Source organism: Croceicoccus sediminis, from assembly GCF_007570835.1.
GTDB classification, from domain to species: Bacteria; Pseudomonadota; Alphaproteobacteria; order Sphingomonadales; family Sphingomonadaceae; genus Croceicoccus; species Croceicoccus sediminis.
The window spans coordinates 1-26,512 of record NZ_SUNC01000006.1 but is presented as its reverse complement, the minus strand read 5'-3'; the positions used below and the strand labels follow the sequence as shown (position 1 = coordinate 26,512).

The 26,512-nt window shown below is 63.6% G+C and carries 32 protein-coding genes and 1 tRNA gene; 17 read left to right on the top strand and 16 right to left on the bottom strand.

All coding sequences use genetic code 11. The features are described 5' to 3' along the window. Positions 1 to 84: 84 nt before the first annotated feature. The 9 genes from FAX90_RS16090 to FAX90_RS16665 are packed head-to-tail and all read right to left on the bottom strand — an operon-like array spanning position 85 to position 3,449. Positions 85 to 507, bottom strand: a complete 423-nt coding sequence (locus tag FAX90_RS16090; RefSeq protein WP_144098502.1) for a SufE family protein — start codon at positions 505 to 507, stop codon at positions 85 to 87. Positions 508 to 562: 55 nt separating this feature from the next. Beyond that, positions 563 to 802 (bottom strand): hypothetical protein, encoded by a 240-nt coding sequence (locus FAX90_RS16085; RefSeq protein WP_144098500.1) that lies wholly within the window; start codon positions 800 to 802, stop codon positions 563 to 565. A 28-nt stretch (positions 803 to 830) separates the two neighbouring features. Beyond that, on the bottom strand, positions 831 to 1,091 hold the full coding sequence (locus FAX90_RS16080) for a hypothetical protein (protein WP_144098498.1): 261 nt from the start codon (positions 1,089 to 1,091) through the stop codon (positions 831 to 833). Then, positions 1,088 to 1,411 carry a hypothetical protein gene (locus tag FAX90_RS16075; protein WP_144098496.1) on the bottom strand — a complete coding sequence of 108 codons (324 nt, stop codon included), beginning with the start codon at positions 1,409 to 1,411 and terminating at the stop codon, positions 1,088 to 1,090. The genes FAX90_RS16080 and FAX90_RS16075 overlap by 4 nt, the downstream gene beginning before the upstream one ends. Before the next feature lie 2 nt (positions 1,412 to 1,413). After that, on the bottom strand, positions 1,414 to 1,704 hold the full coding sequence (locus tag FAX90_RS16070) for a hypothetical protein (RefSeq protein ID WP_144098494.1): 291 nt from the start codon (positions 1,702 to 1,704) through the stop codon (positions 1,414 to 1,416). Between the two features lie 30 nt (positions 1,705 to 1,734). After that, the gene (pspC, locus tag FAX90_RS16065) at positions 1,735 to 2,109 is read right to left on the bottom strand and encodes an envelope stress response membrane protein PspC (RefSeq protein WP_144098492.1); all 375 of its coding nucleotides are present in this window, start codon (positions 2,107 to 2,109) and stop codon (positions 1,735 to 1,737) included. Further along, positions 2,106 to 2,399 (bottom strand): envelope stress response membrane protein PspB, encoded by a 294-nt coding sequence (pspB, locus tag FAX90_RS16060; protein WP_144098490.1) that lies wholly within the window; start codon positions 2,397 to 2,399, stop codon positions 2,106 to 2,108. The genes pspC and pspB overlap by 4 nt, the downstream gene beginning before the upstream one ends. Before the next feature lie 4 nt (positions 2,400 to 2,403). After that, positions 2,404 to 3,294 (bottom strand): phage shock protein PspA, encoded by an 891-nt coding sequence (gene pspA / locus FAX90_RS16055; protein WP_170235017.1) that lies wholly within the window; start codon positions 3,292 to 3,294, stop codon positions 2,404 to 2,406. Further along, entirely contained in the window at positions 3,291 to 3,449 is a 159-nt protein-coding gene (locus tag FAX90_RS16665; RefSeq protein WP_170235016.1) for a hypothetical protein, read from the bottom strand. The genes pspA and FAX90_RS16665 overlap by 4 nt, the downstream gene beginning before the upstream one ends. Before the next feature lie 154 nt (positions 3,450 to 3,603). Between FAX90_RS16665 and pspF the strand changes: the two genes are divergently transcribed. From pspF to FAX90_RS16010, 9 genes are all read left to right on the top strand, one after another. Further along, a complete protein-coding gene (gene pspF, locus FAX90_RS16050) occupies positions 3,604 to 4,629 on the top strand; it encodes a phage shock protein operon transcriptional activator (RefSeq protein WP_144098488.1) in 1,026 nt (341 codons plus the stop codon). A 45-nt stretch (positions 4,630 to 4,674) separates the two neighbouring features. Further along, a complete protein-coding gene (locus FAX90_RS16045) occupies positions 4,675 to 4,974 on the top strand; it encodes a hypothetical protein (protein ID WP_144098486.1) in 300 nt (99 codons plus the stop codon). Between the two features lie 146 nt (positions 4,975 to 5,120). Next, positions 5,121 to 5,696, top strand: a complete 576-nt coding sequence (gene rimP / locus FAX90_RS16040) for a ribosome maturation protein RimP (RefSeq protein ID WP_144098485.1) — start codon at positions 5,121 to 5,123, stop codon at positions 5,694 to 5,696. 3 nt (positions 5,697 to 5,699) lie between these two features. Continuing rightward, the gene (nusA, locus tag FAX90_RS16035; protein WP_144098483.1) at positions 5,700 to 7,352 is read left to right on the top strand and encodes a transcription termination factor NusA; all 1,653 of its coding nucleotides are present in this window, start codon (positions 5,700 to 5,702) and stop codon (positions 7,350 to 7,352) included. Then, complete coding sequence (locus tag FAX90_RS16030) at positions 7,333 to 8,079, top strand: DUF448 domain-containing protein (protein ID WP_144098482.1); 747 nt, start codon at positions 7,333 to 7,335, stop codon at positions 8,077 to 8,079. Before nusA ends, FAX90_RS16030 begins: the two co-directional genes overlap by 20 nt. Positions 8,080 to 8,180: 101 nt before the next feature. Then, complete coding sequence (gene infB / locus FAX90_RS16025; protein ID WP_144098480.1) at positions 8,181 to 10,778, top strand: translation initiation factor IF-2; 2,598 nt, start codon at positions 8,181 to 8,183, stop codon at positions 10,776 to 10,778. Positions 10,779 to 10,856: 78 nt separating this feature from the next. Beyond that, a complete protein-coding gene (locus FAX90_RS16020; protein WP_144098478.1) occupies positions 10,857 to 11,393 on the top strand; it encodes a DUF1697 domain-containing protein in 537 nt (178 codons plus the stop codon). A gap of 73 nt (positions 11,394 to 11,466) precedes the next feature. Beyond that, on the top strand, positions 11,467 to 11,862 hold the full coding sequence (gene rbfA, locus FAX90_RS16015; RefSeq protein WP_144098476.1) for a 30S ribosome-binding factor RbfA: 396 nt from the start codon (positions 11,467 to 11,469) through the stop codon (positions 11,860 to 11,862). 29 nt (positions 11,863 to 11,891) lie between these two features. After that, entirely contained in the window at positions 11,892 to 12,470 is a 579-nt protein-coding gene (locus tag FAX90_RS16010; protein ID WP_144098474.1) for a thymidine kinase, read from the top strand. Here the strand turns inward: FAX90_RS16010 and FAX90_RS16005 are convergent. Beyond that, complete coding sequence (locus FAX90_RS16005; RefSeq protein ID WP_144098472.1) at positions 12,448 to 14,040, bottom strand: AbgT family transporter; 1,593 nt, start codon at positions 14,038 to 14,040, stop codon at positions 12,448 to 12,450. The genes FAX90_RS16010 and FAX90_RS16005 overlap by 23 nt on opposite strands. Positions 14,041 to 14,141: 101 nt before the next feature. Between FAX90_RS16005 and FAX90_RS16000 the strand changes: the two genes are divergently transcribed. The 6 genes from FAX90_RS16000 to FAX90_RS15975 all read left to right on the top strand — a co-directional run bounded on the left by FAX90_RS16000 (position 14,142) and on the right by FAX90_RS15975 (position 19,670). Beyond that, positions 14,142 to 14,825, top strand: coding sequence for a site-2 protease family protein (locus FAX90_RS16000; RefSeq protein ID WP_144098470.1), 684 nt, complete (start codon positions 14,142 to 14,144; stop codon positions 14,823 to 14,825). Next, positions 14,825 to 15,709 (top strand): tRNA pseudouridine(55) synthase TruB, encoded by an 885-nt coding sequence (truB, locus tag FAX90_RS15995; protein WP_240704950.1) that lies wholly within the window; start codon positions 14,825 to 14,827, stop codon positions 15,707 to 15,709. The genes FAX90_RS16000 and truB overlap by 1 nt, the downstream gene beginning before the upstream one ends. 24 nt (positions 15,710 to 15,733) lie before the next feature. Then, a complete protein-coding gene (rpsO, locus tag FAX90_RS15990; RefSeq protein ID WP_144098466.1) occupies positions 15,734 to 16,003 on the top strand; it encodes a 30S ribosomal protein S15 in 270 nt (89 codons plus the stop codon). 234 nt (positions 16,004 to 16,237) lie between these two features. After that, positions 16,238 to 18,550, top strand: a complete 2,313-nt coding sequence (gene pnp, locus FAX90_RS15985) for a polyribonucleotide nucleotidyltransferase (protein WP_144098464.1) — start codon at positions 16,238 to 16,240, stop codon at positions 18,548 to 18,550. An 86-nt stretch (positions 18,551 to 18,636) separates the two neighbouring features. Then, on the top strand, positions 18,637 to 19,308 hold the full coding sequence (locus FAX90_RS15980) for a spermidine synthase (protein ID WP_144098462.1): 672 nt from the start codon (positions 18,637 to 18,639) through the stop codon (positions 19,306 to 19,308). 98 nt (positions 19,309 to 19,406) lie between these two features. Then, positions 19,407 to 19,670, top strand: coding sequence for a hypothetical protein (locus FAX90_RS15975; protein WP_144098460.1), 264 nt, complete (start codon positions 19,407 to 19,409; stop codon positions 19,668 to 19,670). On the opposite strand, the gene FAX90_RS15970 is transcribed toward FAX90_RS15975, so the two are convergent. Further along, complete coding sequence (locus FAX90_RS15970) at positions 19,667 to 19,948, bottom strand: hypothetical protein (protein ID WP_144098458.1); 282 nt, start codon at positions 19,946 to 19,948, stop codon at positions 19,667 to 19,669. The genes FAX90_RS15975 and FAX90_RS15970 overlap by 4 nt on opposite strands. Before the next feature lie 88 nt (positions 19,949 to 20,036). Then, positions 20,037 to 20,708: a GcrA family cell cycle regulator gene (locus tag FAX90_RS15965; RefSeq protein ID WP_144098456.1), complete on the bottom strand. Its 672-nt coding sequence runs from the start codon at positions 20,706 to 20,708 to the stop codon at positions 20,037 to 20,039. A gap of 103 nt (positions 20,709 to 20,811) precedes the next feature. Here FAX90_RS15965 and FAX90_RS15960 point away from each other — a divergent pair, with 103 nt between their 5' ends. Continuing rightward, positions 20,812 to 21,666, top strand: a complete 855-nt coding sequence (locus tag FAX90_RS15960) for an ABC transporter permease (RefSeq protein ID WP_144098455.1) — start codon at positions 20,812 to 20,814, stop codon at positions 21,664 to 21,666. Here the strand turns inward: FAX90_RS15960 and FAX90_RS15955 are convergent. Together FAX90_RS15955 and hspQ are read right to left on the bottom strand one after the other, a co-directional pair. Next, positions 21,623 to 22,273, bottom strand: coding sequence for a hypothetical protein (locus FAX90_RS15955; protein ID WP_144098453.1), 651 nt, complete (start codon positions 22,271 to 22,273; stop codon positions 21,623 to 21,625). The two genes, FAX90_RS15960 and FAX90_RS15955, sit on opposite strands and share 44 nt — an antisense overlap. Positions 22,274 to 22,315: 42 nt before the next feature. Beyond that, positions 22,316 to 22,750, bottom strand: a complete 435-nt coding sequence (gene hspQ, locus FAX90_RS15950; protein ID WP_144098451.1) for a heat shock protein HspQ — start codon at positions 22,748 to 22,750, stop codon at positions 22,316 to 22,318. A 168-nt stretch (positions 22,751 to 22,918) separates the two neighbouring features. Here hspQ and FAX90_RS15945 point away from each other — a divergent pair. After that, positions 22,919 to 23,008 (top strand) — tRNA-Ser (locus FAX90_RS15945). Between the two features lie 63 nt (positions 23,009 to 23,071). On the opposite strand, the gene FAX90_RS15940 is transcribed toward FAX90_RS15945, so the two are convergent. Together FAX90_RS15940 and FAX90_RS15935 are read right to left on the bottom strand one after the other, a co-directional pair. Beyond that, positions 23,072 to 24,088: a PepSY-associated TM helix domain-containing protein gene (locus tag FAX90_RS15940; protein WP_144098450.1), complete on the bottom strand. Its 1,017-nt coding sequence runs from the start codon at positions 24,086 to 24,088 to the stop codon at positions 23,072 to 23,074. Further along, positions 24,088 to 26,268: a TonB-dependent receptor gene (locus FAX90_RS15935; protein ID WP_144098448.1), complete on the bottom strand. Its 2,181-nt coding sequence runs from the start codon at positions 26,266 to 26,268 to the stop codon at positions 24,088 to 24,090. Before FAX90_RS15935 ends, FAX90_RS15940 begins: the two co-directional genes overlap by 1 nt. Positions 26,269 to 26,512 lie beyond the last annotated feature (244 nt).

Genomic DNA, 26,512 nt, shown 5'->3' with positions numbered 1-26,512 from the left:
CGAGGTCGGGTGCCTCTTTGGCGCGGCGGGCTGCCAAAATCGCCGTTCCAGTTCGCACATGCAGCGCGAAAAGTGTGAAAATCCTTAGCTTTCCGAGGCGATCCGGGCCGCCGTTTCGCGAATCAGCGCGATCATGTTCGGCACGCCCTGCGTCCGGTTCGACGACAGCTGGTTCTTGAGATCGAAGGGATCGAGACAGGCCGCAATATCGGTTTCGGCGACTTCGCTGGCACTGCGGTCCTGTACTGCGGAAATGACGAGGGCGACGATGCCCTTGGTGATCGCGGCGTTGCTGTCGGCCAGGAAGTGCAGCTTCTCTTCGCTGCCATCGCCGACGCGGGTGGGATAGACCCAGACGGCGGCGGAGCATCCCTTGACCTGTGTCGCCTCGGTCTTGAGCGCATCGGGCATGGGTTCAAGCTCACGGCCCAGTTCGATGAGAAGGCGGTAGCGTTCGTCCCCTTCAAGGAACTCGTACTCTTCGGCTATGTCGTCGATCGATCGCATGGCCTACCCGCTAGCGAGCCGCGCGTGATCGATCAACGCTTCATAGTTCGACGCCTTATAGTTCAACCCCGGCCGCGATGGCCTCAAGCTGGCGGACGCGTTCCTTGAGGTCGGCCAGTTCGATGCGGGCAGCAGGAACGCCGTCTCCCATGCTATCGCGGTGCCGGTCGTCGGCGCGGCCGATCTCTTGCATGCGCAGGGCAAGGTATCCCTGCCAGCCGCGCAGCGCGGCCATGGTGACGATGGCGATGGCGGCAAGGGCGGCGATCGCGATGGTCAGTGTTTCATAGGCCATGTCCTTTTCCCCTTCCTTGCGGTGGCGCTCAGTCGCGCAGGCTTTCGATCTCGTCAGCAAGGCCAAGCCGCTTGCGGTCGTCGTAGGCGATCCGTTCCAGCACCTTGATCCGTTCTTTCAGTTCGGAGACCTCGTTTTCCAGTTGGCGTTCGCGCCCCGTGTCGGCGCGCGGCACGGGGTCGCCGTCGCCGTTGGTGCCGAAACCGGCGGCGGAATTATGCCGGGAACGGATGGCCTGGCCGATGACAACGATGGCCACGATGACGACGATGGCGCTCCAGAAGCTCACTGCATCTTCTCCTTGTCGCCCGAGAGGCGAAGCTGTTCGATTTCCTGTGTCAGGTGATATCCGCTGTCGGTGACGATGCGTTCGACGTTGGCGAGCCGGTCCTTCACCGAACCGATCTCTGCGCGAAGCTGGGCATTTTCCTGCGTCATCAGCTTCATTCGTTCGGCGGTCTCGGCATCCTTCTTCGGATAGACCGACCGGCCCCAGCTGTTTTCCAGCGGATAGCCGTGGCGCACGCGGATAGCGGTGTTGATGATCCAGGCAACGCTCATCGCGATGATGCCGATGCCAAGGACGGCGGGGGTGAGCAGTTCGTTCATTCTCAGACCTCGTGGCGCGGGCGTTCTACAGGTGCGTTGAGGCGGCGATCGCTGTCTTCGGTGCGCAGCGCCTCGATCTGGTGGGCCAGGTCATAGCCGCGGTCGGTAACGATGCGTTCCAGCACGCGGACCCGCTCTTCAAGCTGCGAGGTGTGCTGCGCGTATTGAGCCGCTTTCTCTGCCGAAAGCTCGCTCGTCATCTGCAGCTCCTTCTGCTTGTGCTTGGTCCAGATCCACAGGCCGCCCAGCATGAACGGGGCCAGCGGGATCAGTACTGCAAGGTCAGCTATCATCCTGGATTTCCCTTTCGAAAATTCGGTCGATCAGCGCAGGTTTTCGATCTGGGTCGAAAGCGCGCGGTTGTTGTCGACGTAGTGCTCTTCCACGCGGGCAAGGCGGCGGTCGATATCGCGAAAGCGGCTGCGAACCTCGCGGGCCGAGCGGGCCGGCGACTGGCGCACGCCCTGCCAGAATTTCTCTTCCTGCTTGTCGGCATAGAGCGCGGTAGGCTTCTTCTCGGCGAACATGCCGATCGCGAAGTAGACCAGGATCGGCCAGCCCAGTGTGAACATCGCGACCAGAAAGCCGAGGCGGATCCACAGGGCGTCGACGCCGGTGTAGTCGGCAACACCCGAACACACGCCCAGGAACTTGCCTTCCGCCTTGTTGCGATAGAAGCGGGTGCGGGGCGTGTTCATCGTGCGGTCCTTTCCTTGAGCTTGCGCTCGATCTCGGCAAGCGTGGCATTGTCTTCGGCGCTGTCTGCGATCAGGCGCGGGGCTTCGAATTCCGGGCTGTCGGCAGCGACAAGGCGTTCGACGGTATCCATCCGGGCATCGAGGCGGCGGGCCAGCTGGTAGAGTTCCTCCAGCATCTGTTCGTCGCCGTCGGTGAGCTTCGGGGCGGTCTTCCACTTGGTGACATAGTGAAGGATGAGCCACGGCAGGGCGATGAACAGAATTGGTACGGCAATAAATTCGATGTCCATCGGATCAGTCCTCCTTTGCGTCGCCGCCCTTGAGGGCGCGCTTCATGTCTTCGAGTTCGGCATCGACGGTGTCGTCGATGTTGAGGGCGTCGATCTGTTCAGCCAGGCTCATCTCGCCCTTGGCCTGTGACAGGCTGACCGCCTCGGCGCGGCCCTCGGCATAATCGACGCGGCGTTCGAGCTGGTCGAAACGGGCCATCGCCTCGTCCACCCGCTCGGTCGAAAGCAGCGAGCGCAGCTTGAAGCGGTTTTCCGCGCTTTCAAGGCGGGCCGCGATCTGGCTCTGGCGGCTGCGGGCTTCGCGAAGGCGGCCCTGCAGCTTGGAGATATCCTCCTCGTAAGTCCGCAGGCTTTCATCGAGCAGTTCGACTTCGGCCTTCAGCTGGGCCGACAGGTCGCCGGCCTTGCGCTTTTCGACGAGGGCGGCGCGAGCAAGATCCTCGCGCTGCTTCGAAAGGGCGAGTTCCGCCTTTTCGCCCCAGTCGGACTGCAGCTTTTCCAGGCGAAGCTGGTGGCGCTGCATTTCCTTTTGGTCGGCGATGGTGCGGGCCGCGCTGGCGCGGACCTCGACAAGGGTTTCTTCCATCTCGACGATTATCATGCGGATCATCTTGTGCGGATCGTCGGCCTTTTCGATCAGGTCGGCGAAGTTCGCTGCGATAATGTCTCGGGTGCGGGAAAAGATGCCCATCAACGGCGCTCCATACTGGCTAATGTCCATGTTCTTGCGGCCTTCGGGGCGGACGGCGTCCTCTCCCTCGGCCTTCTTGCCATTGCGAAGGCGTGCGACCTCGTTGTCGATCCGCGAAGAGGCACGCTCAGCGCGGTTGGTGACGCGAGCGGCACGGCGGCGCCGTTCCTCGCGTTCGGGTTCGAGGTCGAACGGTTCGCTCATGCCAGCGCTCCCTGCACGATGACGGCCGGTGCAGCGAACTGCGGGGCCTCGTGCAGCTGCTGGCTCAGCGCGAAGACGTTGAGCGACAGCATGGCCACCAGGCTGGCCATCGAGGACCAGGCTACGGGGCTTTGCTTTGCAAGACAGTTGAACATGGTGTCCCTTCCTCCAATCGGGTTCACCAAGCATTCAGCAAAAGCCGTGCCAATTTGATCTTATCATTATTTATCAACACTTTGACCACTTTTCCGCTCAAACCAACTATCGGGCATATTGCCATAACTTGGGAAATTTCGCTAATGTTAGGGCATGGAGCGGGACAATCAGTTCGTCGGCCAGTCGCAGTCGATCCTCGACGCGGTAGAGCGTGCCAGCCGCGCCGCCGCCCTTTCGCGCCCGGTGCTCGTCATCGGGGAGCGCGGGACCGGCAAGGAACTGATCGCGGAACGCCTGCATCGCCTGTCCGACCGCTGGGGCGAACCGCTGGTCGTGATGAACTGCGCAGCGCTGCCCGAGACATTGATCGAGGCCGAACTGTTCGGGCACGAAGCGGGTGCCTTCACCGGCGCGACGAAAGTGCGCGAGGGCCGTTTCGAGGAAGCCGATGGCGGCACGCTGTTCCTCGATGAACTGGGCACCCTTTCGATGGCGGCACAGGAGCGCCTGCTGCGCGCGGTCGAATATGGCGAAGTCACGCGCATCGGGTCTTCGCGGCCCAAGCGGGTCGACGTGCGTATCGTCGCCGCCACGAACGAGGATCTTCCCTCAATGGCCGAACAGGGCAAGTTCCGCGCCGACCTTCTCGACCGGCTTTCGTTCGAGGTCATCACTCTCCCGCCCCTGCGCGCGCGTGAGGGGGATGTGTTGGTCCTTGCCGATTTCTTCGGTCGCCGCATGGCCGCAGAACTTCGCTGGGAGGAATGGCCCGGCTTTTCCGACAGCGTGATGGACCAGCTGGAAGGCCACGACTGGCCCGGCAACGTACGCGAATTGCGCAACGTGATCGAACGCGCGGTCTATCGCTGGGACATGTGGGACATACCCATCGGCGAAGTCGTGTTCGACCCCTTCGACAGCCCCTGGGCCCCGAAGCCTTCCCATGTCGCGCAGGCTGCCGCGCCGGCCGCGGCCCCTGCGCCAACCGCGAAGAAGCCGGCGTTCGACTATTCCGCCGTCACCGACCTGCGTCTTGCCGTCGACGGGCACGAAAAGGCGATCGTGGAGGCAGCGCTCGATCGCAACCGCTGGAACCAGCGCAAGACGGCGGAGGCGCTGGGCGTGACCTACGACCAGTTGCGCCACTGCATGAAGAAGCACGAGATTACGGCAAGTTAACCCCTTCGCGCTATCCCGGCCGGTGAACGTGAAGGGGGGTACATCATGCGCGGCCTGAAAACGGCGATGCGGATCATTACGATCATGAGCCTCGTCCTGTCGGTGACGGGCGGGATGATCTTCATGCGCTACAAGGACGATCCCGTGGTGATGAAGCGGCTTCAGGCGGCGGCCATCGCGCAGTACGGCGGCGAAGACGCCGGTCGGCTGGGCGGAGAGGTAGCCCGCATGGGCGAGATGTTGAGCTTTCTGGGCAATACGCCGATTGATGAAGGTGGCGAGGGCGATCTTGCCGCGTGGTACGCCGCGGACGCCCCTGTCGAAGAACCCGACACAATCGAATAGCGACCTCCAAGACGCACTTGTAAATCGCGTGCAAAGCGCCTAATTGGCGACTCATCCCGAAATTGTCGCAAGCAAGGCCGGGCCGGAGCGGACACGCCCCGGCACGATTTCTCGCATGCATACGGGGCCTGACAACCGGAGACAGAATGACCGACATCGCACGCGCAACCGACCTGATCGAAGCCGAAGTGACCGCTTCCGGCCTCGAACTCGTGCGCGTGAAGCTGTTCGGTCAGGATGACGAGCGTACGCTGCAGGTCATGGCCGAGAACCCGGAGACGGGCCAGCTGGTCATCGAACAGTGCATGGCGCTGTCCCGCCGCATCTCCGAACAGCTGGACAAGCGCGAGGAAGCCGGCGACGACCTGATCGAAGGGGCCTATCGCCTTGAAGTCAGCAGCCCGGGCATCGACCGTCCGCTGACCCGTGCCAAGGACTATGCCAACTGGGCCGGGCACGAGGCGCGCATCAACATTTCCAAGGACGCCGAAGCGCCGACGGGCAACCGCCGCACGTTTCACGGCGACCTCATCGGTCTCGAAGGCGAAAACGTCGTCGTCGACGACCGCAAGAACGGGCGGGTCGAAATCCCGCTTGCCACCATTCATTCGGCCAAGCTGGTCCTGACAGACAAGCTGATCAAGGCCACCGTGCCGCTGGACACCACAGGCGCGGATGAAATCATTGAAACCGAAGACGATCTTCAGGAACAGGAAGACTGATTAATGGCCAGCCCGATTTCCGCAAATCGTGCCGAACTGCTCGCCATCGCCAACTCGGTGGCGAACGAGAAGATGATCGACAAATCGATCGTCATCGAGGCGATGGAAGAGGCGATCCAGAAGTCCGCCCGCAACCGCTATGGTGCGGAAAACGACATCCGTGCAAAGCTTGACCCGAATACCGGCGACCTGCGCCTGTGGCGCGTCGTCGAGGTCGTGGAAGAGGTCGAGGACTACTTCAAGCAGGTCTCGGTCGAACAGGCCCAGAAGCTTCAGGACGGCGCAGTCGTGGGCGACTACATCGTCGACCCGCTGCCCCCGGTCGACCTTGGCCGTATCGACGCTCAGTCGGCCAAGCAGGTCATCTTCCAGAAGGTCCGCGACGCAGAGCGTGAACGCCAGTTCGAAGAATTCAAGGACCGCGCCGGAGAGATCATCACCGGCGTCATCAAGTCGGTCGAATTCGGCCACGTGATCGTCAACCTGGGCCGCGCCGAAGGCATCATCCGCCGCGATCAGCAGATCCCGCGCGAAGTCGCCCGCACCGGCGAACGCATTCGCGCCTGGATTTCCAAGGTCGAACGTTCGAACCGTGGCCCGCAGATCTTCCTGTCGCGCGCCCACCCCGAATTCATGAAGAAGCTGTTCGCGCAGGAAGTGCCCGAAATCTACGATGGCATCATCGAGATCAAGGCCGCTGCCCGCGATCCGGGCAGCCGCGCCAAGATCGGCGTGATCAGCCACGACAGCTCGATCGACCCCGTCGGCGCCTGCGTCGGCATGAAGGGCAGCCGCGTTCAGGCCGTCGTGCAGGAACTGCAGGGCGAAAAGATCGACATCATCCCGTGGAGCGAGGATACCGCGACCTTCATCGTCAACGCGTTGCAGCCGGCCACGGTCAGCCGCGTCGTCCTTGACGAGGAAGAGGGCCGCATCGAAGTCGTCGTTCCCGACGATCAGCTGTCGCTCGCCATCGGTCGCCGTGGTCAGAACGTGCGTCTGGCATCGCAGCTGACCGACAGCCAGATCGACATCATGACCGAGGCGGAATCGAGCGAGAAGCGCCAGAAGGAATTCGCCGAGCGTTCCAAGATGTTCGAGGAAGAGCTCGACGTCGATGAAACGCTGTCGCAGCTGCTCGTCGCCGAAGGCTTCACCGAAATGGACGAAGTCGCCTATGTCGAGATGGCCGAACTGGCCGGTATCGAAGGGTTTGACGAGGAACTGGCCGAGGAACTCCAGTCGCGCGCTATCGAGGCGCTGGAACGCCGCGAGGCTACCTATCGCGAAGCCCGCCGCGAACTGGGCGTCGAGGACGCGCTGGCCGATATCCCGCACCTGACCGAAGAAATGCTCGTCGTGCTGGGCAAGGGCGGCATCAAGACGCTCGACGATCTTGCCGACCTTGCGACCGATGAACTGATCGCGCGCAAGCGCGAAGCACCGCGTCGCCGTAACAACACCGACGGCCCGCCGCTCAAGCGCAACGTGCGCGAAGGCGACAAGGGCGGCGTGCTGGGCGAATTCGGACTGTCCGAAGAGCAGGGCAACGAAATCATCATGGCGGCCCGCGCCCACTGGTTCGAAGACGAGGAGCCGGCCGAAACTGCCGCTCCCGCAGCAGAGGAGGCCGCCGATGCGGAATCCTCACAATGAGCCTCTAAGCGAAAGCTTCGATGACACGACGGTGCGCTCTGCCAAGAGCGCGCCGGAACGTCGCTGTGTCCTGACCGGACGCACGCAGCCGCGCGAACGCCTGCTGCGTCTCGCGATCGGTCCGGAAGGTCAGGTGCTGCCCGACGCCCATGCCAAGGCGCCGGGCCGAGGCGCGTGGATCGGTGTCAGCCGCGAAGAACTTGAAGATGCGCTTTCGAAGGGCCATCTGAAAGGCGCGCTGGCCCGCGGGTTCAAGGGGGCATCCCTGTCGATACCCGCGGATCTTCCCGATCTTGCCGAGGCGGCTCTGCGCCGTGCATTTGCCGACAGGCTCGGGATCGAGTGGCGTTCGGGCAACCTGCTTGCAGGCTCCGACCGCATTGCCGAACAGGCCCGATCGGGCCGCGTGAAATGGCTTGGCCATGCATCCGATGCAGGCGAAGACGGGTCGAAGCGGCTGGATCAGGCGTGGCGCGTGGGAAGCGATGCGGAAGGGTCCGGAAAGACCGGCGTGCGCTTGCCACTGGACCGGGCGGCTCTCTCTGTGGCATTGGGCCGCGAGAATGTCGTCCACCTGGCATTGACCGATCGTGCCGCTGCCGGGCGAGTGGAAGCCCAGCTGGCGCGATTGTCGCGTTTTCTCAGGCCTCCTGTCCACGGACAGGAGAGCCCGCCCATCGGTGCCGACCCGCCCCCAAAGGGCCCGGTTGAGGGACGGGTCGTTTAGCGGCCGGGACCACCGATGCCAGCGTAACCGCTGGAAAGCGCCGATCCAGTCCGTTGGATCGGTGGACGAGATGAAGAATTTTTGAAGGACGTTTTGACCGTATGAGCGATACCAACGACACCCCCCGGACCCGCAAGCCGCTTGGCCTCAAGCGCTCGGTGGACGCGGGCGAGGTCAAGCAGACCTTCAGCCACGGCCGCACCAACAAGGTCGCGGTCGAGGTCAAGCGTCGCCGCAAGATCCTGAAGCCGGGTGAAACCCCCGCGCCTGCCCCGGCACCCGAGCCGGAGGCCGAGGCCCCCGCGCCTGCACCTGCACCGGCCCCGCAGCCTGTGGCGAAGAAGCCCGCCGCCACGCGCGAAAGCCGCCAGGAGATGCAGGCCCGCCTGCTGCGCGAGGCCGAAGAGGCACGCCTTGCCACGCTGGAGGAAGCCAACCGCCGCGAGCAGGAAGAAAAGCAGCGCGCCCTCGAAGAAGAGAAGCAGCGCGCCGAAGATAACCGCAAGGCCGAGGAAGAGGCCGAGAAGGCCGCCGCCGAGCAGGCCAAGGCTGCTGTCGAAAAGCCCAAGGAAGAAGAGCCCAAGGCTGAAGAAGCAAAAGCCGAGGAAGCAAAAGCCGAGGAAGCGCCCGCCGTCACCGAGAGCGAAGAGGCAAGCGACGAGGCTTCGCCCGCGCCGCGCCGGTTCACCCCGGTCAAGCGCCCCGAGCCCAAGCGCGCTCCGGCCGAAAAGGAAGCCAAGAAGCCCGCACGCGCCGCCGAAAAGCGCGACGACCGTGCAGAAGATTCCAAGGCCGACCGCCGCCGCAGCGGCAAGTTGAGCGTTTCGAAGGCGCTGAACGAGGACGAGGGCCGCCGAGCCCGCAGTCTCGCCGCGCTCAAGCGTGCGCGTGAAAAGGAACGCCGCATGCAGGGCGGTGGTGGCGGTTCGCGCGCCCCGCGTGAAAAGCAGGTCCGCGACGTTATCGTCCCCGAGGCGATCACCGTCCAGGAACTGGCGCAGCGCATGGCCGAGAAGGGCGCAGACCTGGTCAAGGAGCTGTTCAACCTGGGCATGATGGTCACCGTCAATCAGACGATCGATCAGGACACCGCGGAACTTCTGGTCGAACAGTTCGGCCATAACATCCAGCGCGTGTCCGAAGCCGACGTCGACATCGACACGACCGAAGACGTCGATCCGGAAGAAACGCTGAAGCCGCGTCCGCCCGTCGTCACGATCATGGGCCACGTCGACCACGGCAAGACCAGCCTGCTGGACGCGCTGCGCGGCACCGACGTGACCCGTGGCGAGGCCGGCGGCATCACGCAGCATATCGGCGCGTATCAGATCACGACCAAGGACAAGCAGAAGATCACGTTCCTCGATACGCCCGGACACGAGGCGTTTACCGAGATGCGTGCCCGCGGTGCCAATGTCACCGACATCGTGATCCTGGTCGTGGCTGCCGACGACGGCCTGATGCCGCAGACGATCGAGGCCATCAATCACACGAAGGCCGCAGGCGTTCCGATGATCGTGGCGATCAACAAGATCGACAAGCCCGAGGCCAATGCACAGAAGATCCGCGAACGCCTGCTCGAACACGAAATCGTGGTCGAGGCGATGAGCGGCGACGTGCAGGATGTCGAGGTTTCGGCCAAGACGAAGCAGGGTCTCGACAAGCTTCTCGAGGCGATCAACCTGCAGGCCGAACTGCTCGAACTGAAGGCCAACCCCGACCGCGACGCCGAGGCGACCGTGATCGAGGCCAAGCTGGACAAGGGCAAGGGTCCGCTGGCAACCGTGCTTGTCACGCGCGGCACGCTGAAGCGCGGCGACATCTTTGTCGTCGGCACCGAAAGCGGCCGTGTTCGTGCGCTGCATGACGACAAGGGCAAGCAGCTCAAGGAAGCCGGGCCGTCGATGCCGGTCGAGGTCCTGGGCCTTGGCGGTGTGCCGAACGCCGGTGACCAGCTCGCCGTCGTCGAGAACGAGCAGCGTGCCCGCGAGGTTTCGGCCTATCGTACCGAAAAGGCGAACGAGCAGCGCACGACGAGCGCTCCGGCCAGCTTCGAGAACATGTTCTCCGCGCTGAAGAGCAATGTCATCGAGTATCCCGTCGTCATCAAGGCCGACGTCCAGGGCTCGGTCGAGGCGATCAGCAATGCGCTGGCCAAGATCTCGAACGACGAGATCAAGGTTCGCGTGCTGCATTCGGGCGTGGGCGCAATCACCGAAAGCGACGTGACGCTGGCCGCGGCCACCGGCGCGCCGATCATCGGTTTCAACGTGCGTCCCAATGCCAAGGCGCGTCAGCAGATGGAAAAGGACAAGGTCCGTCTGATGTATCACGACGTGATCTATCACCTGACCGAAGAGATCACGAAGGAACTGGCCGGCGAGCTGGGTCCCGAGCGGATCGAACACGTCGTGGGCCGTGCGCAGGTCAAGCAGGTCTTCCCGGCCGGCAAGAAGGACAAGGCCGCCGGTCTGCTCGTCGAGGAAGGCGTCATCCGCAAGGGCCTGTTCGCGCGTCTTACCCGCAACGACGTCATCGTTTCGGCAACGACCATCGCGTCGCTGCGCCGCTTCAAGGACGACGTGGACGAAGTCCGCGCAGGTCTGGAATGCGGTGTCGTCCTCGAAGACACGAACGACATCAAGGCTGGCGACCAGCTGGAAGTCTTCGAGATCGAGGAACGCGAACGCGTTCTCTGATCCCGGGACTGAACGGATAAGGATCGGGGCGCCGGGCACAGGTCCGGCGCCCCGTTTTCATGTGACGGGAGATTCCCAATGCGCCGCTATTGCGCCTTCTTCGCCAGCATGAATGTCGGCGGAAATCGCCTCAAGATGACCGACCTGCGCGACGTACTGGAGCGGGAGGACCTTGAGGACGTGGAGACCGTCGTTGCCAGCGGCAACGTGCTGTTTTCCTTCGATGAACGCCCTTCGGACGGGCTTTCCGAAATGCTGGCCTTCATCGTCAAGGACCGCTTCGGGTTCGCCACGTTCGCCGCCGTGCGCAACGCCGACGAAGTTCGCGCCGCGTTCGAAGGCAATCCCTTTCACGGTGCGGGCGAGGACAAGTTCGTCCATACCCTGTTCCTCGACGCCCCGGCCGATCCGGCGATGTTCGATGCCATGGTCGCGGCCTACGAAGGACGCGGGCCGGAACGCATCGCGCTGGGCGATGACTGCATCTACGTCGATTACGTCGACGGGGTTGGGTCATCGAAGCTGACCAACGCCTTTATCGAGCGCAGGCTGGAACGGCAGGTTACGGCGCGCAACATGGCCTCGCTCAAACGCATTCACGAAAAGATGGTTTGACCTCCAACGCATTCGGATGACCGGACCGGCCTTGTTGCAAATTGCCGCCGGGTCCCCCAAATCGGCAGAAATCATGGCACGTCAGAATTCCAGCCCCGAAGACCGCTCCGTCCGCCTTTTGAAGGTGGGGGAGCGCGTGCGCCACGTCCTGTCGGAAATCCTGACCCGGCAGCAGGTCCATGACGATACCCTGACCGCCCACACCGTTTCTGTGACCGAGGTGCGCATGTCGCCCGACCTGCGGCTGGCCAAGGTCTATATCAAATCGCTGATGGGCGCGGACGAGGACAAGGTGCTGAAGGCGCTGCAGACCCATACCGCTTTCTTCCAGCGCGAGGTTGCCAAGCGGCTGGGCCTGAAGAACGCGGCGAAGATCCAGTTCCGCGCGGACGAAACTTTCGACGAAGCCAGCCGGATCGACCGCCTGCTCGACGATCCGCGCGTGCGGCGCGATCTGGGTGAAGAGTGACCGGGTGACACAGCCGTAACGGGGGCCGCGTGGCAAAGCTCTATTTCTACTATGCCAGCATGAACGCGGGCAAATCGACCACGCTGCTGCAGGCCGACTTCAATTACCGGGAGCGGGGCATGAACACGATGCTCTGGACCGCCGCGCTCGACGATCGCAGCAGCGGCAAACCGATCGCCAGCCGCATCGGGCTTGAGGCGGAGGCGCATCGTTTCACGCCTGAAACCGATCTCTACGCGCGGGTGACCGCCGCCCACCACGTCGAGCCGCTGGCCTGCGTCCTCATCGACGAGGCGCAGTTCATGACTGTCGAGCAAGCGTGGCAATGCGCTCGCCTTGCGGACGAGGCGAACGTGCCCGTGCTCTGCTACGGCCTGCGCACCGATTTCCAGGGGGAGCTGTTTCCCGGCTCGGGCGCATTGCTGGGCATGGCCGACGCGCTGATCGAGCTGAAAGCGGTGTGCCACTGCGGGCGCAAGGCGACGATGAACTTGCGCGTCGATGCCGGCGGCGCGGCGGTAAAGGCGGGCGCGCAGACCGAGATCGGCGGCAACGACCGCTATGTCGCGCTATGCCGCAGGCACTTCAGCGAGGCGCTGGCGAGCTGAGCGGTTCGATGAAGATCGCCGCCCCCGGCCCCGGCGGCACTTCCAGCACGACCCAGCCGACGATCAGCAACAGGCCCGCCGCCATGATGCCCACGCCATAGGGCACCATCGTCGCGGTCAGGCTGCCGATGCCGTAGTCCGCGACCCAGCGGCGGCAAAAGATCAGGACCAGCGGGAAATAGACCATCAGCGGGGTCAGGATATTGGTCGCGCTGTCGCCCACGCGATAGGCGGCCGTGGTCATCTCAGGGCTGATCCCCAGCAGCATCAGCATCGGCACCAACACCGGCGCGACGACGGCCCATTTGGCGCTGGCCGAACCGATGAACAGGTTCAGCACGCCCGCAAAGATCACGATCGCGGCCAGCATCGCCCAGGCCGGAAGCCCGCTGGCGCGCAGCTGGTCCGCGCCTTCGACCGCCATGACGAGGCCGAGGTTGGACCATGCGAACATCGCCACGAAATGCGCCGCGACAAAGGCGAGAACGAGGTAATAGGCCATGTCCTCCATCGCGCCGGTCATCATCTTCACCAGGTCGCGGTGGTCGCGGATCGAGCCGGTGACGCGGCCATAGGCCCAGCCGGGGATGAGAAAGATGAAAAGGAAAAACGGCAGCAGGCTTCGGAAGAACGGCGTCATCCGGGCCTCGGGCGCGGCGGTTTCGTCGATCAGCGGGGTGCCGGGGCCGAATGTGAACAGAGTCCACGCCCCGATCACGGCCAGCGCGCCCAGCCCGGCGTGGATCATCGCCTTGCGCTGAATGGCGGGCGAGAGTTCCTCCGTGCCCTCCCTATTGTCCGACAGGCCCGCACCGCCCTGCCATACGCCCATGCGTGGTTCGACGATGCGGTCGGTGACGAACCAGATCACGGGGGTATAGACGATGGCCATCGCGGCGATGACGTACCAGTTGCCCGCGATATTCGCCGTCCAGCCCGCCTGTACGGTATGGACCGCGGCCTCGGTAATGCCGAGCAGCAGTGCATCGAGCTGTCCGGGCAGGAGGTTTGCCGAAAACCCGCCAGAAACGCCCGCAAAGCTGGCCGCGATGCCGACCAGCGGGTGACGGCCCGCCGCGTGGTAGATCACGCCCGCCAGTGGGATCATCACCACGAAGGCGGCATCGGCGGCGTGGTTGCCCATCATCGATACGAGCGCGACGACCGGCGTCAGCAATGCGCGCGGCGCCTTGGCGACAGATGCGCGCATGGCCGCCGCGAACAGGCCCGACCGTTCGGCAACGCCTGCACCCAGCATGACGGTAAGCACATAGCCCAGCGGCGGGAAGCCGGTGAAGGTATGCGGCATTTCGGTCAGCAATTGCCGGATATTGGCGGCAGAGATCAGGCTTTCGACCGCCACGACCAGCGGGCGGCCCGCATCGTCGAGGGCGGTGGGGTGCGGCACCGACCATCCGGCCAGCGCGCCCGCCACCGAGATGGCGACAAGGATCGCGATCAGCCAGAGGAACAGGAATACCGGGTCCGGCAGGCGGTTGCCGACGCGTTCGATCCATCCGAGGATGCCCGAGGTTACCTTGCGGTCATGGACCTGTGCGGTGCTGCTCACCTGCAATTCTTGGCTCAGTCCGGCCCTGCTTGGCAAGGCGCGATGGGTATTGGCGGTGACTTCTCTTTACCAGCGCGCCTGCAATCCCCATCTGTGGCGCGATGTCCGATACCCTGATTCTCGCGGCGATCCTGATCCCGATCCTCGTCGTCTCCATCGTGTTCCACGAAGTCGCGCACGGCTGGGCCGCGTTGGCGCTGGGCGACACGACGGCCAAGGAACGCCGCCGCCTGACGCTGAACCCCATACGCCATGCCGATCCGGTCGGCACCGTGCTGGTCCCCGGCGCGCTGGCGCTGTTCGGTGGGCCCATATTCGGCTGGGCGAAACCGGTGCCGGTGAACAAGTGGCGTCTGCGCAATCCGCGATACGGCATGATGGCTGTCGCCGCCGCCGGGCCGGGCACGAACTTCGCGCTGGCGCTGCTGGCCGCGATCGCGCTGGGCCTGATGGGCCGGGGCATGACCGTTGCGCCGACCGGCGCCATGGAATGGGCGTTTCTCGGCCTCAACTACATGATCCTGATCAACCTGTTCCTGGCGCTGTTCAACCTGCTGCCGATCCCGCCGTTCGACGGGTCGCACATCGTTGAAGGGTTGCTGCCGCGACAGTGGGCCGCCGCTTATGAAAAGCTACGCCCGATCGGCATGGTTTTGCTGGTCCTGCTGATCGCGGCGACATGGGCGTTTCCGCAATGGGGTCTGATCGAGAAGATCATCCTGCCGCCGGTCGAATGGATCCGGATGCACTTCATGGAACTGGCGCTCGCCATCGCGCAAAGCTGATGCCCAACGGCTGGATCATTCTCGACAAGCCGCTCGAACTCGGCTCGACCCAGGCTGTCGCGGCGGTAAAGCGCAACTTGCGTCAGGCCGGTTTCGGCAAGGTGAAGGTCGGCCACGGCGGCACGCTGGACCCGCTGGCGACCGGCGTGCTGCCGATTGCGGTGGGGGAGGCGACGAAGCTTGCGGGCCGCATGCTGGACGCGACGAAGGTCTATGCGTTCACGCTGGCCTTCGGGGCGCAGACCTCGACACTGGATGCCGAAGGCGAAGTGGTTGCGACCAGCGACGTGCGCCCCACGCGGGACGAGATCGCGGCGGTCCTGCCGCGCTTCACCGGCCCGATCGAACAGGTTCCGCCCGCCTATTCCGCGCTGAAGATCGACGGCAAGCGCGCATATGACCTTGCCCGCGCGGGTGAGGACGTGGAAATGAAAACACGGTCCGTCACGATCCATGCACTGGACGTCACGGACGCGGGCCCCGATTCGGTCACGCTGGTGGCAAAAGTCAGCAAGGGCACCTATATCCGGTCCCTCGCAAGGGACATTGCCCTCGCGCTCGGTTCGGTTGGCCACGTCACGATGCTCAGGCGCGTGAAAGCAGGCCCGTTCACCCTTGAAAACGCGATTTCGCTGGACAAACTGAACGAACTGGGTAAGGGCGCGCCCCTTGAAGATATGATCCTGCCGTTGGAGGCGGGGCTGGACGACATCCCGGCCCTTGTACTCTCCCCGGATGCGGCAGGGGCGGTCCGACAGGGCCGGAAACTGTCCGGGTTGCCAGAACCAGACGGCACTTACTGGGGACGAGAGGGCGATAAGCCCGTGGCCCTCATGGAAGTGACCGATGGCGAGGCAAGGGTCCTTCGGGGCTTCAACTTATGACCAGATGTCGCGGAGTATTGAAGTATGACGGTTACCGCCGAACGTAAGCAGGAAATCATCAAGGACAACGCGCGCGTCGATGGCGACACGGGCAGTCCGGAAGTCCAGGTCGCGATCCTCACTGAGCGTATTCGCAACCTGACCGACCACTTCAAGGAAAACCACAAGGACAATCACTCGCGTCGCGGACTGCTGGTGATGGTCAACAAGCGGCGCTCGCTGCTGGCGTACCTCAAGAAGAAGGACGTCACGCGCTACAACGCCCTTATCCAGAAGCTCGGCCTGCGTAAGTAAGCTGAAACCGGAAGGCGGCCCCACGAGGGCCGCTTTTCATATCTGCAAGTATCGCAGCAAAAGTGGGAACCGGTTTTGCGGTTCGCGATACGACCAGACAAAACCACGGTTCGCGTTGCAATTCGGCAAAGCGGACCAGGGGCACGATGAATGGCTCCACACCGGACCGGGACGGTACCCCCGGCAAGTAGGCCCCGCGATGCAATCGGGCACGCGGGTTCGTAAGGAAATCAAATGTTCGACACCAAGACTGTATCGATTGAGTGGGGCGGAAAGACCCTCACCCTCGAAACCGGCCGCATTGCCCGTCAGGCTGACGGCGCGGTCCTCGCCACTTACGGCGAAACCGTAGTTCTTTGCGCCGTCACGGCCGCGAAGAAGGTGAAGGAAGGGCAGGACTTCTTCCCGCTCACCGTTCACTACCAGGAAAAATTCTCGTCCGCCGGCCGTATCCCCGGTGGCTTCTTCAAGCGCGAACGCGGCGCGACCGAGAAGGAAACGCTGACCAGCCGCCTGATCGACCGTCCGATCCGCCCGCTGTTCCCCGAAGGTTTCTACAACGAAATCAACGTCATCTGCCAGGTGATGAGCTATGACGGCGAGACCGAGGCCGACATCCTTGCGATGATCGCCGCGTCTGCCGCGCTCACCATCTCCGGCGTGCCCTTCATGGGCCCGATCGCCGCCGCACGCGTCGGCTATGTCGATGGCGAATACACGCTGAACCCGAAGCAGGATGCCGCTCTCGAAGACGGCCGCCTCGATCTTGTCGTCGCCGCCACCAACGACGCGGTGATGATGGTCGAATCCGAAGCCAAGGAACTGACCGAAGACGAAATGCTCGGCGCTGTCATGTTCGCGCATGACGAAGTGAAGAAGGTCATCGGCGCGATCATCGATCTGGCCGAAAAGGCCGCCAAGGCTCCTTGGGAAATCGACACTTCGGACGATACCTCGGCGATCAAGGAAAAGCTGCGCGGCATCGTCGGCGACGATATCGCCGCTGCCTACAAGCTGACCGACAAGTCGGCCCGTTCGGACGCGCTGAACGCCGCCCGTGCCAAGGCCAAGGAAGCTTTCGCCGACGAAGAACCGCAGACGCAGATGGTCGCCAACAAGGCGGTCAAGAAGCTGGAAGCGGAAATCGTGCGTACCGCCATCCTCAAGGATGGTCAGCGCATCGACGGACGCAAGCTCGACCAGGTCCGCCCGATCGAGGCGACGGCAGGATTCCTGCCCCGCACGCACGGTTCGGCGCTGTTCACGCGCGGTGAAACGCAGGCGATCTGCACCACCACGCTGGGAACCAAGGAAAGCGAGCAGATGATCGACGGGCTGGAAGGCCTGACGTATTCGAACTTCATGCTGCACTACAACTTCCCGCCCTACTCGGTCGGTGAAGTGGGCCGCTTCGGCGCCCCGGGCCGCCGCGAAATCGGCCACGGCAAGCTCGCATGGCGCGCGCTGCACCCGGTGCTGCCGTCGAAGGAAGACTTCCCCTACACCATCCGCATCCTGTCGGACATCACCGAGTCGAACGGCTCGTCCTCGATGGCGACGATCTGCGGCGGCTGTCTGTCGATGATGGACGCAGGCGTTCCGATCGAACGTCCGGTGTCGGGCATCGCGATGGGCCTCATCCTCGAAGGCGAAGACTTCGCCGTCCTTTCGGACATCCTTGGCGACGAGGATCACCTCGGCGACATGGACTTCAAGGTTGCCGGCACCGAAGCGGGCATCACCACGATGCAGATGGACATCAAGGTCGCGGGTATCACGAAGGAAATCTTCGCCGCCGCCCTCAACCAGGCGAAAGCCGGCCGCGCGCACATCCTTGGTGAAATGACCAAGGCGCTGAGCACGGCTCGTACCGAACTGTCGGCCCACGCGCCGCGTATCGAGACGATGCAGATCGACAAGTCGAAGATCCGTGACGTCATCGGCACCGGCGGCAAGGTCATCCGCGAAATCGTCGCGGAAACCGGCGCCAAGGTGGACATCGACGACGAAGGCGTGATCAAGATCTCGTCCAGCGATCTTTCGCAGATCGAAGCCGCACGCAAGTGGATCGAAGGCATCGTCGAAGAAGCGGAAGTCGGCAAGATCTACACCGGCAAGGTCGTCAACATCGTCGACTTCGGCGCATTCGTGAACTTCATGGGCGGCAAGGACGGTCTCGTCCACGTGTCGGAAATGAAGAACGAGCGCGTTGAAAAGCCGACCGACGTCGTTTCTGAAGGCCAGGAAGTGAAGGTCAAGGTCCTCGAGATCGACAACCGCGGCAAGGTCCGCCTGTCGATGCGCGTCGTCGACCAGGAAACCGGCGAAGAGCTGGAAGACACCCGTCCGCCGCGCGAACCGCGCGAGCCCCGTGGTGATCGCGGCGATCGTCGCGGCCCGCGTCGTGATGGCGGTGGCGGCCGTGGCCGTGGCGGCGATCGTGGAGATCGTGGCCCGCGTCGTGACCGTGAAGGCGGCTCCAGCGACGGCGAAGGCAAGTCGGGCGGCAACCCCGACCACATGCCCGCGTTTCTGAAAGACGACTGATCCTTCAAGGATTGACTGAAAACGGGCCGTCGGAGCAATTCCGGCGGCCCTTTTCATTATGGCTCTAGCGAACCGGACAGGACGACATGCTGAAACGCGAATTGCTGGGTGAAGCACAAGTGCCGGGCGGGGCGCTGCTCCAGCTCTTTTCCCATGGCACCGATTATATCATCGCGCTCGACCGCAACGAGCTGATGAGCACGCGGATGTGGTTTTCCGAAGAGCAGCTTTCGCATCTCACGATCGACCGGCTGGATCGGCCCGACCCGCATATCCTGATCGGCGGATATGGCATGGGCTTCACCCTTCGCGCCGCATTGGCGCGGCTGGGCGACAAGGGCCGCGTGACGGTGGGCGAACTCGTGCCCGAGATCATCGCATGGGCCCGCGGACCCATGGCCGAAGTCGCACAAGGCTGTCTCGACGATCCGCGCGTGACCCTGCGCATGGGCGACGTCAGGGCGGTGATCGCGGAAGGGAATGGTACCTACGATGCCATCCTGCTCGACGTCGACAACGGCCCCGACGGGCTGGTCCGGCCCGAGAACGACGCGATCTATTCCAATGCGGGGCTGGCGGCGGCGAAACGTGCGCTAAAGCCGGGCGGTGTGCTGGCCATCTGGTCCGCCGCACCCGATCCGCGCTTTACCCGGCAGCTGACGAGGGCAGGCTTCGAAGTCGATCCGGTCGAAGTGCGCGCCCGCCCCAACAACAAGGGGCCGCGCCACACGATCTGGTTCGCGCATCGCCGCAGATAGAGGATACACCGCCGTTAGGGGATAAAGGGGCTCGCTTGCTCGACATATCCGCCCCGTGGGGCACTGTGTCGCGGCAAGAGGGACGAAAGGGCACCCGCATGGACCACGCAGACGAGATCCGCCGCCTTGGCGCAGAGAACGTCGCGCTGCAGACGCTGGTCATCGGATTGATGCATGCCCTGTCGGAAAGCGGGCGGGGCGGGATCGCTGCTGACGCATTCGAGAAAGCGGACCAGGCGATGGAGATTGCAATCCTGTCGCTGGGCGACCGTGCTTCGCCGGAATATGTGCGCCACGCGATGGAAAGCCTGGAACAGATGCGCCGCATGGCCTTTCCGCAGCGTCCGGCGCAGGACGGCTAGTCCCTGTCCTGCGGTTTGGGGGCGGAGTGTCCCACGCCGAATTCCTCGATGACGGAGCCTGTCGTCACGAAACAGGCACGCGCCAATACGAAGAGGACCAGCGCGACGATTAGCCCGAACCAGCGTAGCTCGCCCTCGTCATTGCCGGGCGGCAGCGAGAAGTAGGCCGCAAGGAAACCTGCCGCACCCAGAACTCCTGCGATCAGGCGGTTCATCCCCCGCTCGATCCGGCGACCCACCTTGCGGCGATACCAGTTCTCCTGCCTCTCTTCGTTCATGCGTCGCGGTTTAACACGAAACCCCTGACCAAAAGAAAAAGCCGCCGGATTGCTCCGACGGCTTTTGCTTGTCTGGTGTGGCGGAGCCTTAGCGCACGCGCGGGCCGCCGAAGGGCAGGGGCGGAGGCGGACGGCGCGCACCGCGGGGCAGCTGTGCCTGATAGGCCCGGCCGCAATGTTCCACGCAATAGGGGAAGCCGGGGTTCACGGCCTCACCACAGAAGTGGAAATCGGGTTCGCCCGGATGACCCATCGGCCAGCGGCAAATACGGTCGCTGAGGTCGAGCAGCGAAGTCTTGTCCGCGATCTCCGGGCTGGGCTTTGCTGGGACCAGGCGGCGCGGCGGCGCCGGCGGGATCGGGGGCTGCTGATCGCCGGGGCCCTGGCGCAGGAAGCCGCCGGGACCGACCGAGACGATGCGCGGCTGGTTACCGCTAGGCTGTGCCTGCGGCGCGGCCTGTGCGGGCGCGGCCGGACGCGGTGCGGCCGGCGCGGGTGCGGGCGTCGTCGATGCAGGCTTGGGCGCTGCGGCCTCGACCTTGGGCTTGGCCTCGACCTTGGGCTTTGGCTTTGGCGCCGCCTTTGCCTTGGCGGGCTTTTCCTTCACCGGCGAAGGGCGCGCCTTGAGGCCAAGGCGGTGCGCCTTGCCGATCACGGCATTACGGCTGACGCCGCCCAGCTCTTCCGCGATCTGGCTGGCAGTCGATCCGCTTTCCCACATCTTGGTCAGCTTCTCGATCCGTTCTTCGGTCCAGCTCATGCTTACTCCGTAAAAAATATCAGTCCCTCGGCACCAGTGCCGCACGCATCGATGCGCAGCTCGCTTGCCTTCAGGAAGTCCTGCCGGTAACCGCGGGCATTACATGACCCAGACAAACCCCCAGCAAAACCAGAAAATCGACTTCAGTCCGCCAGGACAGCCTGTCATGGGCCGGGTCAACCGGCTGGGGCTGTGGACCCTCTATATGAAAGAGGTGCGCCGCTTCTTCAAGGTGCAGCTGCAGACGATTTGGGCTCCGGCGATCACGACATTGCTGTTTCTCGTGATTTTCACGATCGCGATGGGCCGTGGGGACCGTGAAATCCTCGGTGTGAACTTCGCAACGTTCGTCGCGCCGGGCCTGATCGTGATGGGCATGATGCAGAATGCCTTTGCCAATTCCAGCTTCTCGCTGCTGGGCGGGAAGATCCAGGGCACGATCATAGACTACCTGATGCCGCCGCTGTCCAACCTCGAAATGCTGGTCGGGCTTGTCGGTGCGGCGATGACGCGCGCGGTGCTGGTCGGGCTGGCCGTCGGGCTTGCCATGATGCTCTATCCCGGTGTCGACCTGTCGATGGCGCATCCCTGGGCCGTGGCATGGTTCGGCCTGATGGGCGCGATGATGCTGTCGTTCCTGGGCGTTCTGACCTCGATCTGGGCGGAAAAGTTCGATCACAACGCGGCGGTCACGAATTTCGTCGTCGCCCCGCTCGCCCTGCTGTCGGGCACGTTCTACGTGATCGACAACCTTGCCCCGTTCTTTCAGTCGGTCAGCCGGTTGAACCCGTTCTTCTACGTGATTTCCGGATTCCGCTTCGGATTTCTGGGGCAGAGCGACATCGGCGACACCAACATGGCGGTCCTGCACGGGGCGCTTGGGCTCGGCGTGCTGAATGTCGCGCTGGGCTTCTTTACCTATTTCGTTCTGCGTTCGGGCTGGAAGCTGCGCAGTTGAACCGCATCTCCTCTGCCGCGCGCAGGGCAGAGCGGATCGACGGCAGGTTGCGGATGGCTGTGCGCCTGGGCCCCTTTAGCCTTTCGTGGCGGCGGCGCTTGCCGGTGGCGGCTGGCTGATCGAAGCTGACCAGCAGCGTACCGGTGCCGTCGAACTTCGCCAGGTGGTCGACTTTCGTCACCCATTCGCCGGGAATAATGCGGAGAGAGGCTTTCCACCCGACGACGATGCGCAGGATGCGGCGGTCTGTAATCACGTTCAAGGTCCGGCCCGGCACAGTGATCGCGAAAAAGGGCGAGATCATCATGACCAGCCCGATGATGACGAAGGGCAAGCCGAACAACGGGAAAAGCAACGCGGCGATCCGCAAGCCGCCTTCATCGGGCGCAGCGGTCTGGGACAGCGAATATGTCGTCATGACCCAGAAAAGGGAAAACGCCGTCCAGGGGATGGCGAAGACCCAGATGAGGAAGGCGCTATAGGTAGTCTTGCGAGTCGGGCGCCCTTTCCAGAGCACGCGTTCTCCCCGATCCAGCACGTGGCGCAGCGCCGAATCGAGGTCCTGGGCCCCGTATCCCTTGATCTCTCGGAACGTCTCGCTCGCCATCTCGGGTTCAGGACCTAGCCGGAAGGCATTAAGAAACCGGCCCTAGTGCTTGAGGCTGCGGTGCAGGGCATAGCGGCCCTCGATCTCTTCGAAATCGCCGAAAACCATGTCGATCGAAGGGTGATCGACCGGCCCCGCATCGCCGTCGCCGATCAGGTTCTGCTGGCTGACATACGCGATATAGGTCGATTCGTCGTTCTCCGCGAAGAGGTGGTAGAACGGCTGCTCGCGCGCGGGGCGCATGGCTTGCGGGATGGATTCGTACCATTCCTCGCTGTTGGCGAAGACGGGGTCGATGTCGAAGATGACGCCGCGAAAGTCGTGCTGACGGTGGCGGACGACGTCGCCGATGGCGAAGCGTGCTTCCGATACCGAGGGTGCGGATACCGCGCGTCCCGCCTGCGGCGAGAAGTAGGTCGAGCGATCGCCCTTGGCGTCCCTGCCAGTATCGGGCTGGCTACGGAAAAATGCGGTCATGCCCGAAATATATGGCTGATGGCCTCTGCAAACAATGGCTGCGGCGCATCCTGTGAACAGCTGCGCGCAAAAAGGGTCGTTTTGCCCCTTGGCAAGCCGCGATCCATCGGCTAACCGCGCGGCTTCGTTCGACCCGAGGGGCACTGCCCCACGCGAACCTCGATAAGCGGAGAGGTGGCAGAGAGGTCGAATGCGCCGCACTCGAAATGCGGTGTACGGGCAACCGTACCGTGGGTTCGAATCCCACCCTCTCCGCCACGGGTTTCCAGGCCCGAATTATTCCCAGAAGACGCTATTTCTCTTCGTTTTTCGCGCGAGGATTCAGCGTTTGCCCTTTCGCATGGCCCAGAATCCGAACGCGGCCAAAGCGCCGAGGATGACCAGGCTCAATCCGGCCAGCGTGAGAAGGACCTTCCACGCCAGTCCGCCGACTTTGCCCGCATGGACGGGATAGAACTTCTCGCTGACGCTCTGCCGGTCGAGCGTGCCGTCGGGCGCGTCGATGTTGACCGTGCCCGATCGGTCGATCCGGAGATAGGTCCTGCCGTTGGGCGTCCATTCGAACGATTGGCGCATGCGCAGGGTCGCACCATCTTCCGCGAACTGAAGCCGGCGTAGCGCTGCGTCGGGGAATGCCTGTTCGGCCATGCGGAAGACCGCGTGCCAATCGCCTTGATCTACGCGGGTTTCCAACGTGCGGGTTGGCGACGACCGTTCGGGGAACGGGGCGACGATGGCGTTCGAGACGGGATCGAAAATCATGGCGCCGCCCGTCAGCAGGGTCACGAACAGCAGCGGGGCCATGACGATGCCCAGGTCGCGGTGCTGGCGAATGATGGCGCTTCGCGTCATGCGCTTGGGCCAGAGCCGGAAGACGAAAGTCCTGCGCGTGCGCCACCACAGGATCACACCCGATACGACAAAGAGAACGCCCGCGATTCCCGCAACGCCAACGACGATCGCACCCGTCTTGCCGGCGAAAAAGTAGTAGTGGAGGTCGAAAATCCATAACTCGGGCCGTTCCCACATCGTGGGCCAGGCATCGACAATCGTGCCGGATTGATCGAGGTAGGCGCCGCTTCCGTCGCTGTACGCGGCCTGGTGCAGGGCCATGTCGTCACTGGCGAACGTTATCCGGCTCAGCCCCGGGCGGTGGACCGAAGCCGCCTCGACCGTCTGTGCCAAAGCGGCCGGCGCGGCGCTGACGGGATCGTCCACGCCCGGCAGGCCGATCCATTCGCTCTCCCAGATCAGGACGGTGCCCGACAGGCCGAGGACGACGAGGAGCAGTCCGATCGTCGCCCCGGCCCAGCGATGCAGCGTGGCGAGAAGTGCCATCAGAACTCGCTTTGCAGCGAAAGCGTGAACGTGCGCCCGCGCCCTGCGAAGAACCGGGAATTGTCGAACGTGCGCACGGTATCGCTGTCGTAGGTCAGGTAATATTTGTCGAGCGCGTTCTGAACGCCCAGCGACACGAGGCCAAACCCGGTTTCGTAGCCAAGATACGCGTCGAGCAGCGTATAGCCGTCGAACGCACTTTCGCGCACTTGCCCCTCAAACGTGCGGGACAGGTAGAAACGTGCCTGCGCCCGTGCGCTAAACCGGCCATTGGCGTAATCTGCGGCAAGATTGAGCCGGTCGGGCGAGATGTTGGCACCATCCAGTTTGGCTTCGAGTACGCCGTCTCCATCGTCGTCGGTCCGTCCGACAAGGTGGCTGTAGGCAACCGACAGGTCGAGGCCCGGCACGGGTGTCCTGGTCTTGAGGCTGAGTTCCAGTCCCTCGATCTCGACCGGTGCGCGCACGACTTCGAAAATGCCGTCGCCGGTCAGGACAAGGCGCGAACCCAGTTTGCTGGAAGACCAGAAATAGCTGACGCTGGCGTCGAGCGGTCCGCGTTCGACCTCAATGCCCAATTCCCTGTTGTTGGAAAGCACGGGTTCGAGCGAGAGGTAGCTGTCGATATTGACGCCCCGTTCGGTAATGCCGCGCAGGATGCGGCCGACGTCGGCGATCGTGAAGCCCTGCGCATAGCTGCCGTAGGCGCGGACGCCGCCGATCGGTTCGACGATAACGCCGCCGTTGATCAGCGTCTTGCTGAACGACGGACTGCCGCCTTTCACGAAGACCGGCTCATACGTCGAGATGTCGCCCGCATTGCTGGCACCATAGGACGCCAGCGTCTCGTAATCGGAGACCTTCAACTTCACGTCTTCGTGACGCAATCCGCCCGCAAGACGCAGCAGGCCGCCCGCCAGTTTCAGGTTTGCCTGCGCGAAAGGCGCATAGCTGCGGAATTCGGTTTCGGGCACCCATGCACGGCCGGTCTGGACAAGGGTCTGCTCGGTCTTGTCGACCAGAGCATCGAAACCCAGCGTGACGACGAGATCCTCAAGGCCGGGCACGGGGCGTTCATAGCTGACCTTGCCGCCGATCTTGCGCGACTTGTTCGCCGACTGGTCGAACAGCTGGCCGGTCGGGTCGATGGCCGGGTCCTGAAACGTCGCGAAAGTGCCGCCACCGAACGTGTCTTGCGTGCGGTTGTAGAACCCCTGAAGCGTGAAGGCGCCGCCGGCCAGATCGCTGTCGGTCAGCGAAGCCGAGAGCATGTCGGCCTCGTTCGATGGCGCATCGCCGGGCGTCCTGCCCCGGATGCTCGACGATGGCCGGTAGGGGCTCCTGTCCCCGGGCACGATGACGTAGTTGTTGTTGCCTTCAAGTTCGAAGTGATTGGCGATCAGTTCGATCCGGGCATCAGGCGAAAGCTGGTAACCCACCCGGCCAAAGACCGACCAGCTGTCGCTGTCCTGGATTTCCCCTTGCGTGCCATCGACGCCGATGCGGTTGCCCGCGCCGTCGACGAAAGCGCCGCGACGTTCAAATGCCCCGCCGACAGAAGCGTCGAGCGCACCGCCGCGCCATCCTGCCAAGGCCGCCACTTTCCCGCCAAGTGCTTCTGCGTCGAAGCCGTCCGCCGCCGTTCCCTGAAGCAGCGTGCGCACAGTCAGCCCGTCGGCCTTGGGCGCGGGGACGGTGACCTGATTGACCACGCCGCCGGTCGCACCGATGCCCTGCAGGGCGTTCGAGCCGTAGATGACTTCGACCCTGTCGATGAAGAACGGGTCGATCGTGTAGCCGTCGCGCGATCCGTCCCGAACGGGGGTCGACTGCGGGATGCCGTCGATCGCGTAGAGCGGGGATCGGCCGCGCAGGCTTTCGCCGGCTCCGCTCAACTTTTCACGCGTGGGCGAGAAGGAGGGGAGAAGAGCCGAGACCGCGTCGACCGTCGATCCTGAAATGGTGAGCTGACGGTCGAAGCTCTCAGCGTCGATGACGTCGATCGTCAGGGGCAGGGCGCTTACCGGCAATTGCGTACGGGCGGCGGTCACCACGATATCGGGCGCGACGCTTTCGTCCGCCTCGCTTGCGGGAAATTCTGGCTCCGTGGTCTGCGCGAATGCCGGACTCGCCAGGGCAAGAGCGGACGCTGAATACACGAAAAACGGGCTGATACGCATTTTTCCTCCTGTGAACACGGAGGGCCACTAACGCTAATGATAATGCGTTGCAATAGAAGTTGAGGACAATTCTCTGTGGGGGTAAGCGTGCCTATCGAAACTGCTTAGCCGAGAGCGGGCAAGGAACTGGGCTGAAGATACTCCCCGCGTCGTTCAGCCTGCCTGTATGAGGGCGTCGAGTGCGACGCAGCCTTGTCCTTCGGGGAAGACGACGACCGGGTTGAGGTCGATCTCGGCGATTTCG

What these genes read in the sequence shown, in the direction of transcription:
- FAX90_RS16075 (WP_144098496.1), bottom strand. Translation starts at nt 1,411, where the DNA reads ATGAACGAACTGCTCACCCCCGCCGTCCTTGGCATCGGCATCATCGCG.
- pspB (WP_144098490.1), bottom strand. Translation starts at nt 2,399, where the DNA reads ATGGACATCGAATTTATTGCCGTACCAATTCTGTTCATCGCCCTGCCG.
- FAX90_RS15975 (WP_144098460.1), top strand. Translation starts at nt 19,407, where the DNA reads ATGGACCACGCAGACGAGATCCGCCGCCTTGGCGCAGAGAACGTCGCG.
- pnp (WP_144098464.1), top strand. Translation starts at nt 16,238, where the DNA reads ATGTTCGACACCAAGACTGTATCGATTGAGTGGGGCGGAAAGACCCTC.
- FAX90_RS15960 (WP_144098455.1), top strand. Translation starts at nt 20,812, where the DNA reads ATGACCCAGACAAACCCCCAGCAAAACCAGAAAATCGACTTCAGTCCG.
- rimP (WP_144098485.1), top strand. Translation starts at nt 5,121, where the DNA reads ATGACCGACATCGCACGCGCAACCGACCTGATCGAAGCCGAAGTGACC.
- FAX90_RS16020 (WP_144098478.1), top strand. Translation starts at nt 10,857, where the DNA reads ATGCGCCGCTATTGCGCCTTCTTCGCCAGCATGAATGTCGGCGGAAAT.
- FAX90_RS16030 (WP_144098482.1), top strand. Translation starts at nt 7,333, where the DNA reads ATGCGGAATCCTCACAATGAGCCTCTAAGCGAAAGCTTCGATGACACG.
- FAX90_RS15970 (WP_144098458.1), bottom strand. Translation starts at nt 19,948, where the DNA reads ATGAACGAAGAGAGGCAGGAGAACTGGTATCGCCGCAAGGTGGGTCGC.
- FAX90_RS16070 (WP_144098494.1), bottom strand. Translation starts at nt 1,704, where the DNA reads ATGATAGCTGACCTTGCAGTACTGATCCCGCTGGCCCCGTTCATGCTG.
- pspA (WP_170235017.1), bottom strand. Translation starts at nt 3,294, where the DNA reads ATGAGCGAACCGTTCGACCTCGAACCCGAACGCGAGGAACGGCGCCGC.
- pspC (WP_144098492.1), bottom strand. Translation starts at nt 2,109, where the DNA reads ATGAACACGCCCCGCACCCGCTTCTATCGCAACAAGGCGGAAGGCAAG.
- infB (WP_144098480.1), top strand. Translation starts at nt 8,181, where the DNA reads ATGAGCGATACCAACGACACCCCCCGGACCCGCAAGCCGCTTGGCCTC.
- FAX90_RS15980 (WP_144098462.1), top strand. Translation starts at nt 18,637, where the DNA reads ATGCTGAAACGCGAATTGCTGGGTGAAGCACAAGTGCCGGGCGGGGCG.
- FAX90_RS15965 (WP_144098456.1), bottom strand. Translation starts at nt 20,708, where the DNA reads ATGAGCTGGACCGAAGAACGGATCGAGAAGCTGACCAAGATGTGGGAA.
- FAX90_RS15940 (WP_144098450.1), bottom strand. Translation starts at nt 24,088, where the DNA reads ATGGCACTTCTCGCCACGCTGCATCGCTGGGCCGGGGCGACGATCGGA.
- FAX90_RS16085 (WP_144098500.1), bottom strand. Translation starts at nt 802, where the DNA reads ATGGCCTATGAAACACTGACCATCGCGATCGCCGCCCTTGCCGCCATC.
- FAX90_RS16090 (WP_144098502.1), bottom strand. Translation starts at nt 507, where the DNA reads ATGCGATCGATCGACGACATAGCCGAAGAGTACGAGTTCCTTGAAGGG.
- FAX90_RS15955 (WP_144098453.1), bottom strand. Translation starts at nt 22,273, where the DNA reads ATGGCGAGCGAGACGTTCCGAGAGATCAAGGGATACGGGGCCCAGGAC.
- FAX90_RS15935 (WP_144098448.1), bottom strand. Translation starts at nt 26,268, where the DNA reads ATGCGTATCAGCCCGTTTTTCGTGTATTCAGCGTCCGCTCTTGCCCTG.
- rpsO (WP_144098466.1), top strand. Translation starts at nt 15,734, where the DNA reads ATGACGGTTACCGCCGAACGTAAGCAGGAAATCATCAAGGACAACGCG.
- FAX90_RS16665 (WP_170235016.1), bottom strand. Translation starts at nt 3,449, where the DNA reads ATGTTCAACTGTCTTGCAAAGCAAAGCCCCGTAGCCTGGTCCTCGATG.
- FAX90_RS16000 (WP_144098470.1), top strand. Translation starts at nt 14,142, where the DNA reads ATGTCCGATACCCTGATTCTCGCGGCGATCCTGATCCCGATCCTCGTC.
- rbfA (WP_144098476.1), top strand. Translation starts at nt 11,467, where the DNA reads ATGGCACGTCAGAATTCCAGCCCCGAAGACCGCTCCGTCCGCCTTTTG.
- FAX90_RS16045 (WP_144098486.1), top strand. Translation starts at nt 4,675, where the DNA reads ATGCGCGGCCTGAAAACGGCGATGCGGATCATTACGATCATGAGCCTC.
- nusA (WP_144098483.1), top strand. Translation starts at nt 5,700, where the DNA reads ATGGCCAGCCCGATTTCCGCAAATCGTGCCGAACTGCTCGCCATCGCC.
- hspQ (WP_144098451.1), bottom strand. Translation starts at nt 22,750, where the DNA reads ATGACCGCATTTTTCCGTAGCCAGCCCGATACTGGCAGGGACGCCAAG.
- pspF (WP_144098488.1), top strand. Translation starts at nt 3,604, where the DNA reads ATGGAGCGGGACAATCAGTTCGTCGGCCAGTCGCAGTCGATCCTCGAC.
- truB (WP_240704950.1), top strand. Translation starts at nt 14,825, where the DNA reads ATGCCCAACGGCTGGATCATTCTCGACAAGCCGCTCGAACTCGGCTCG.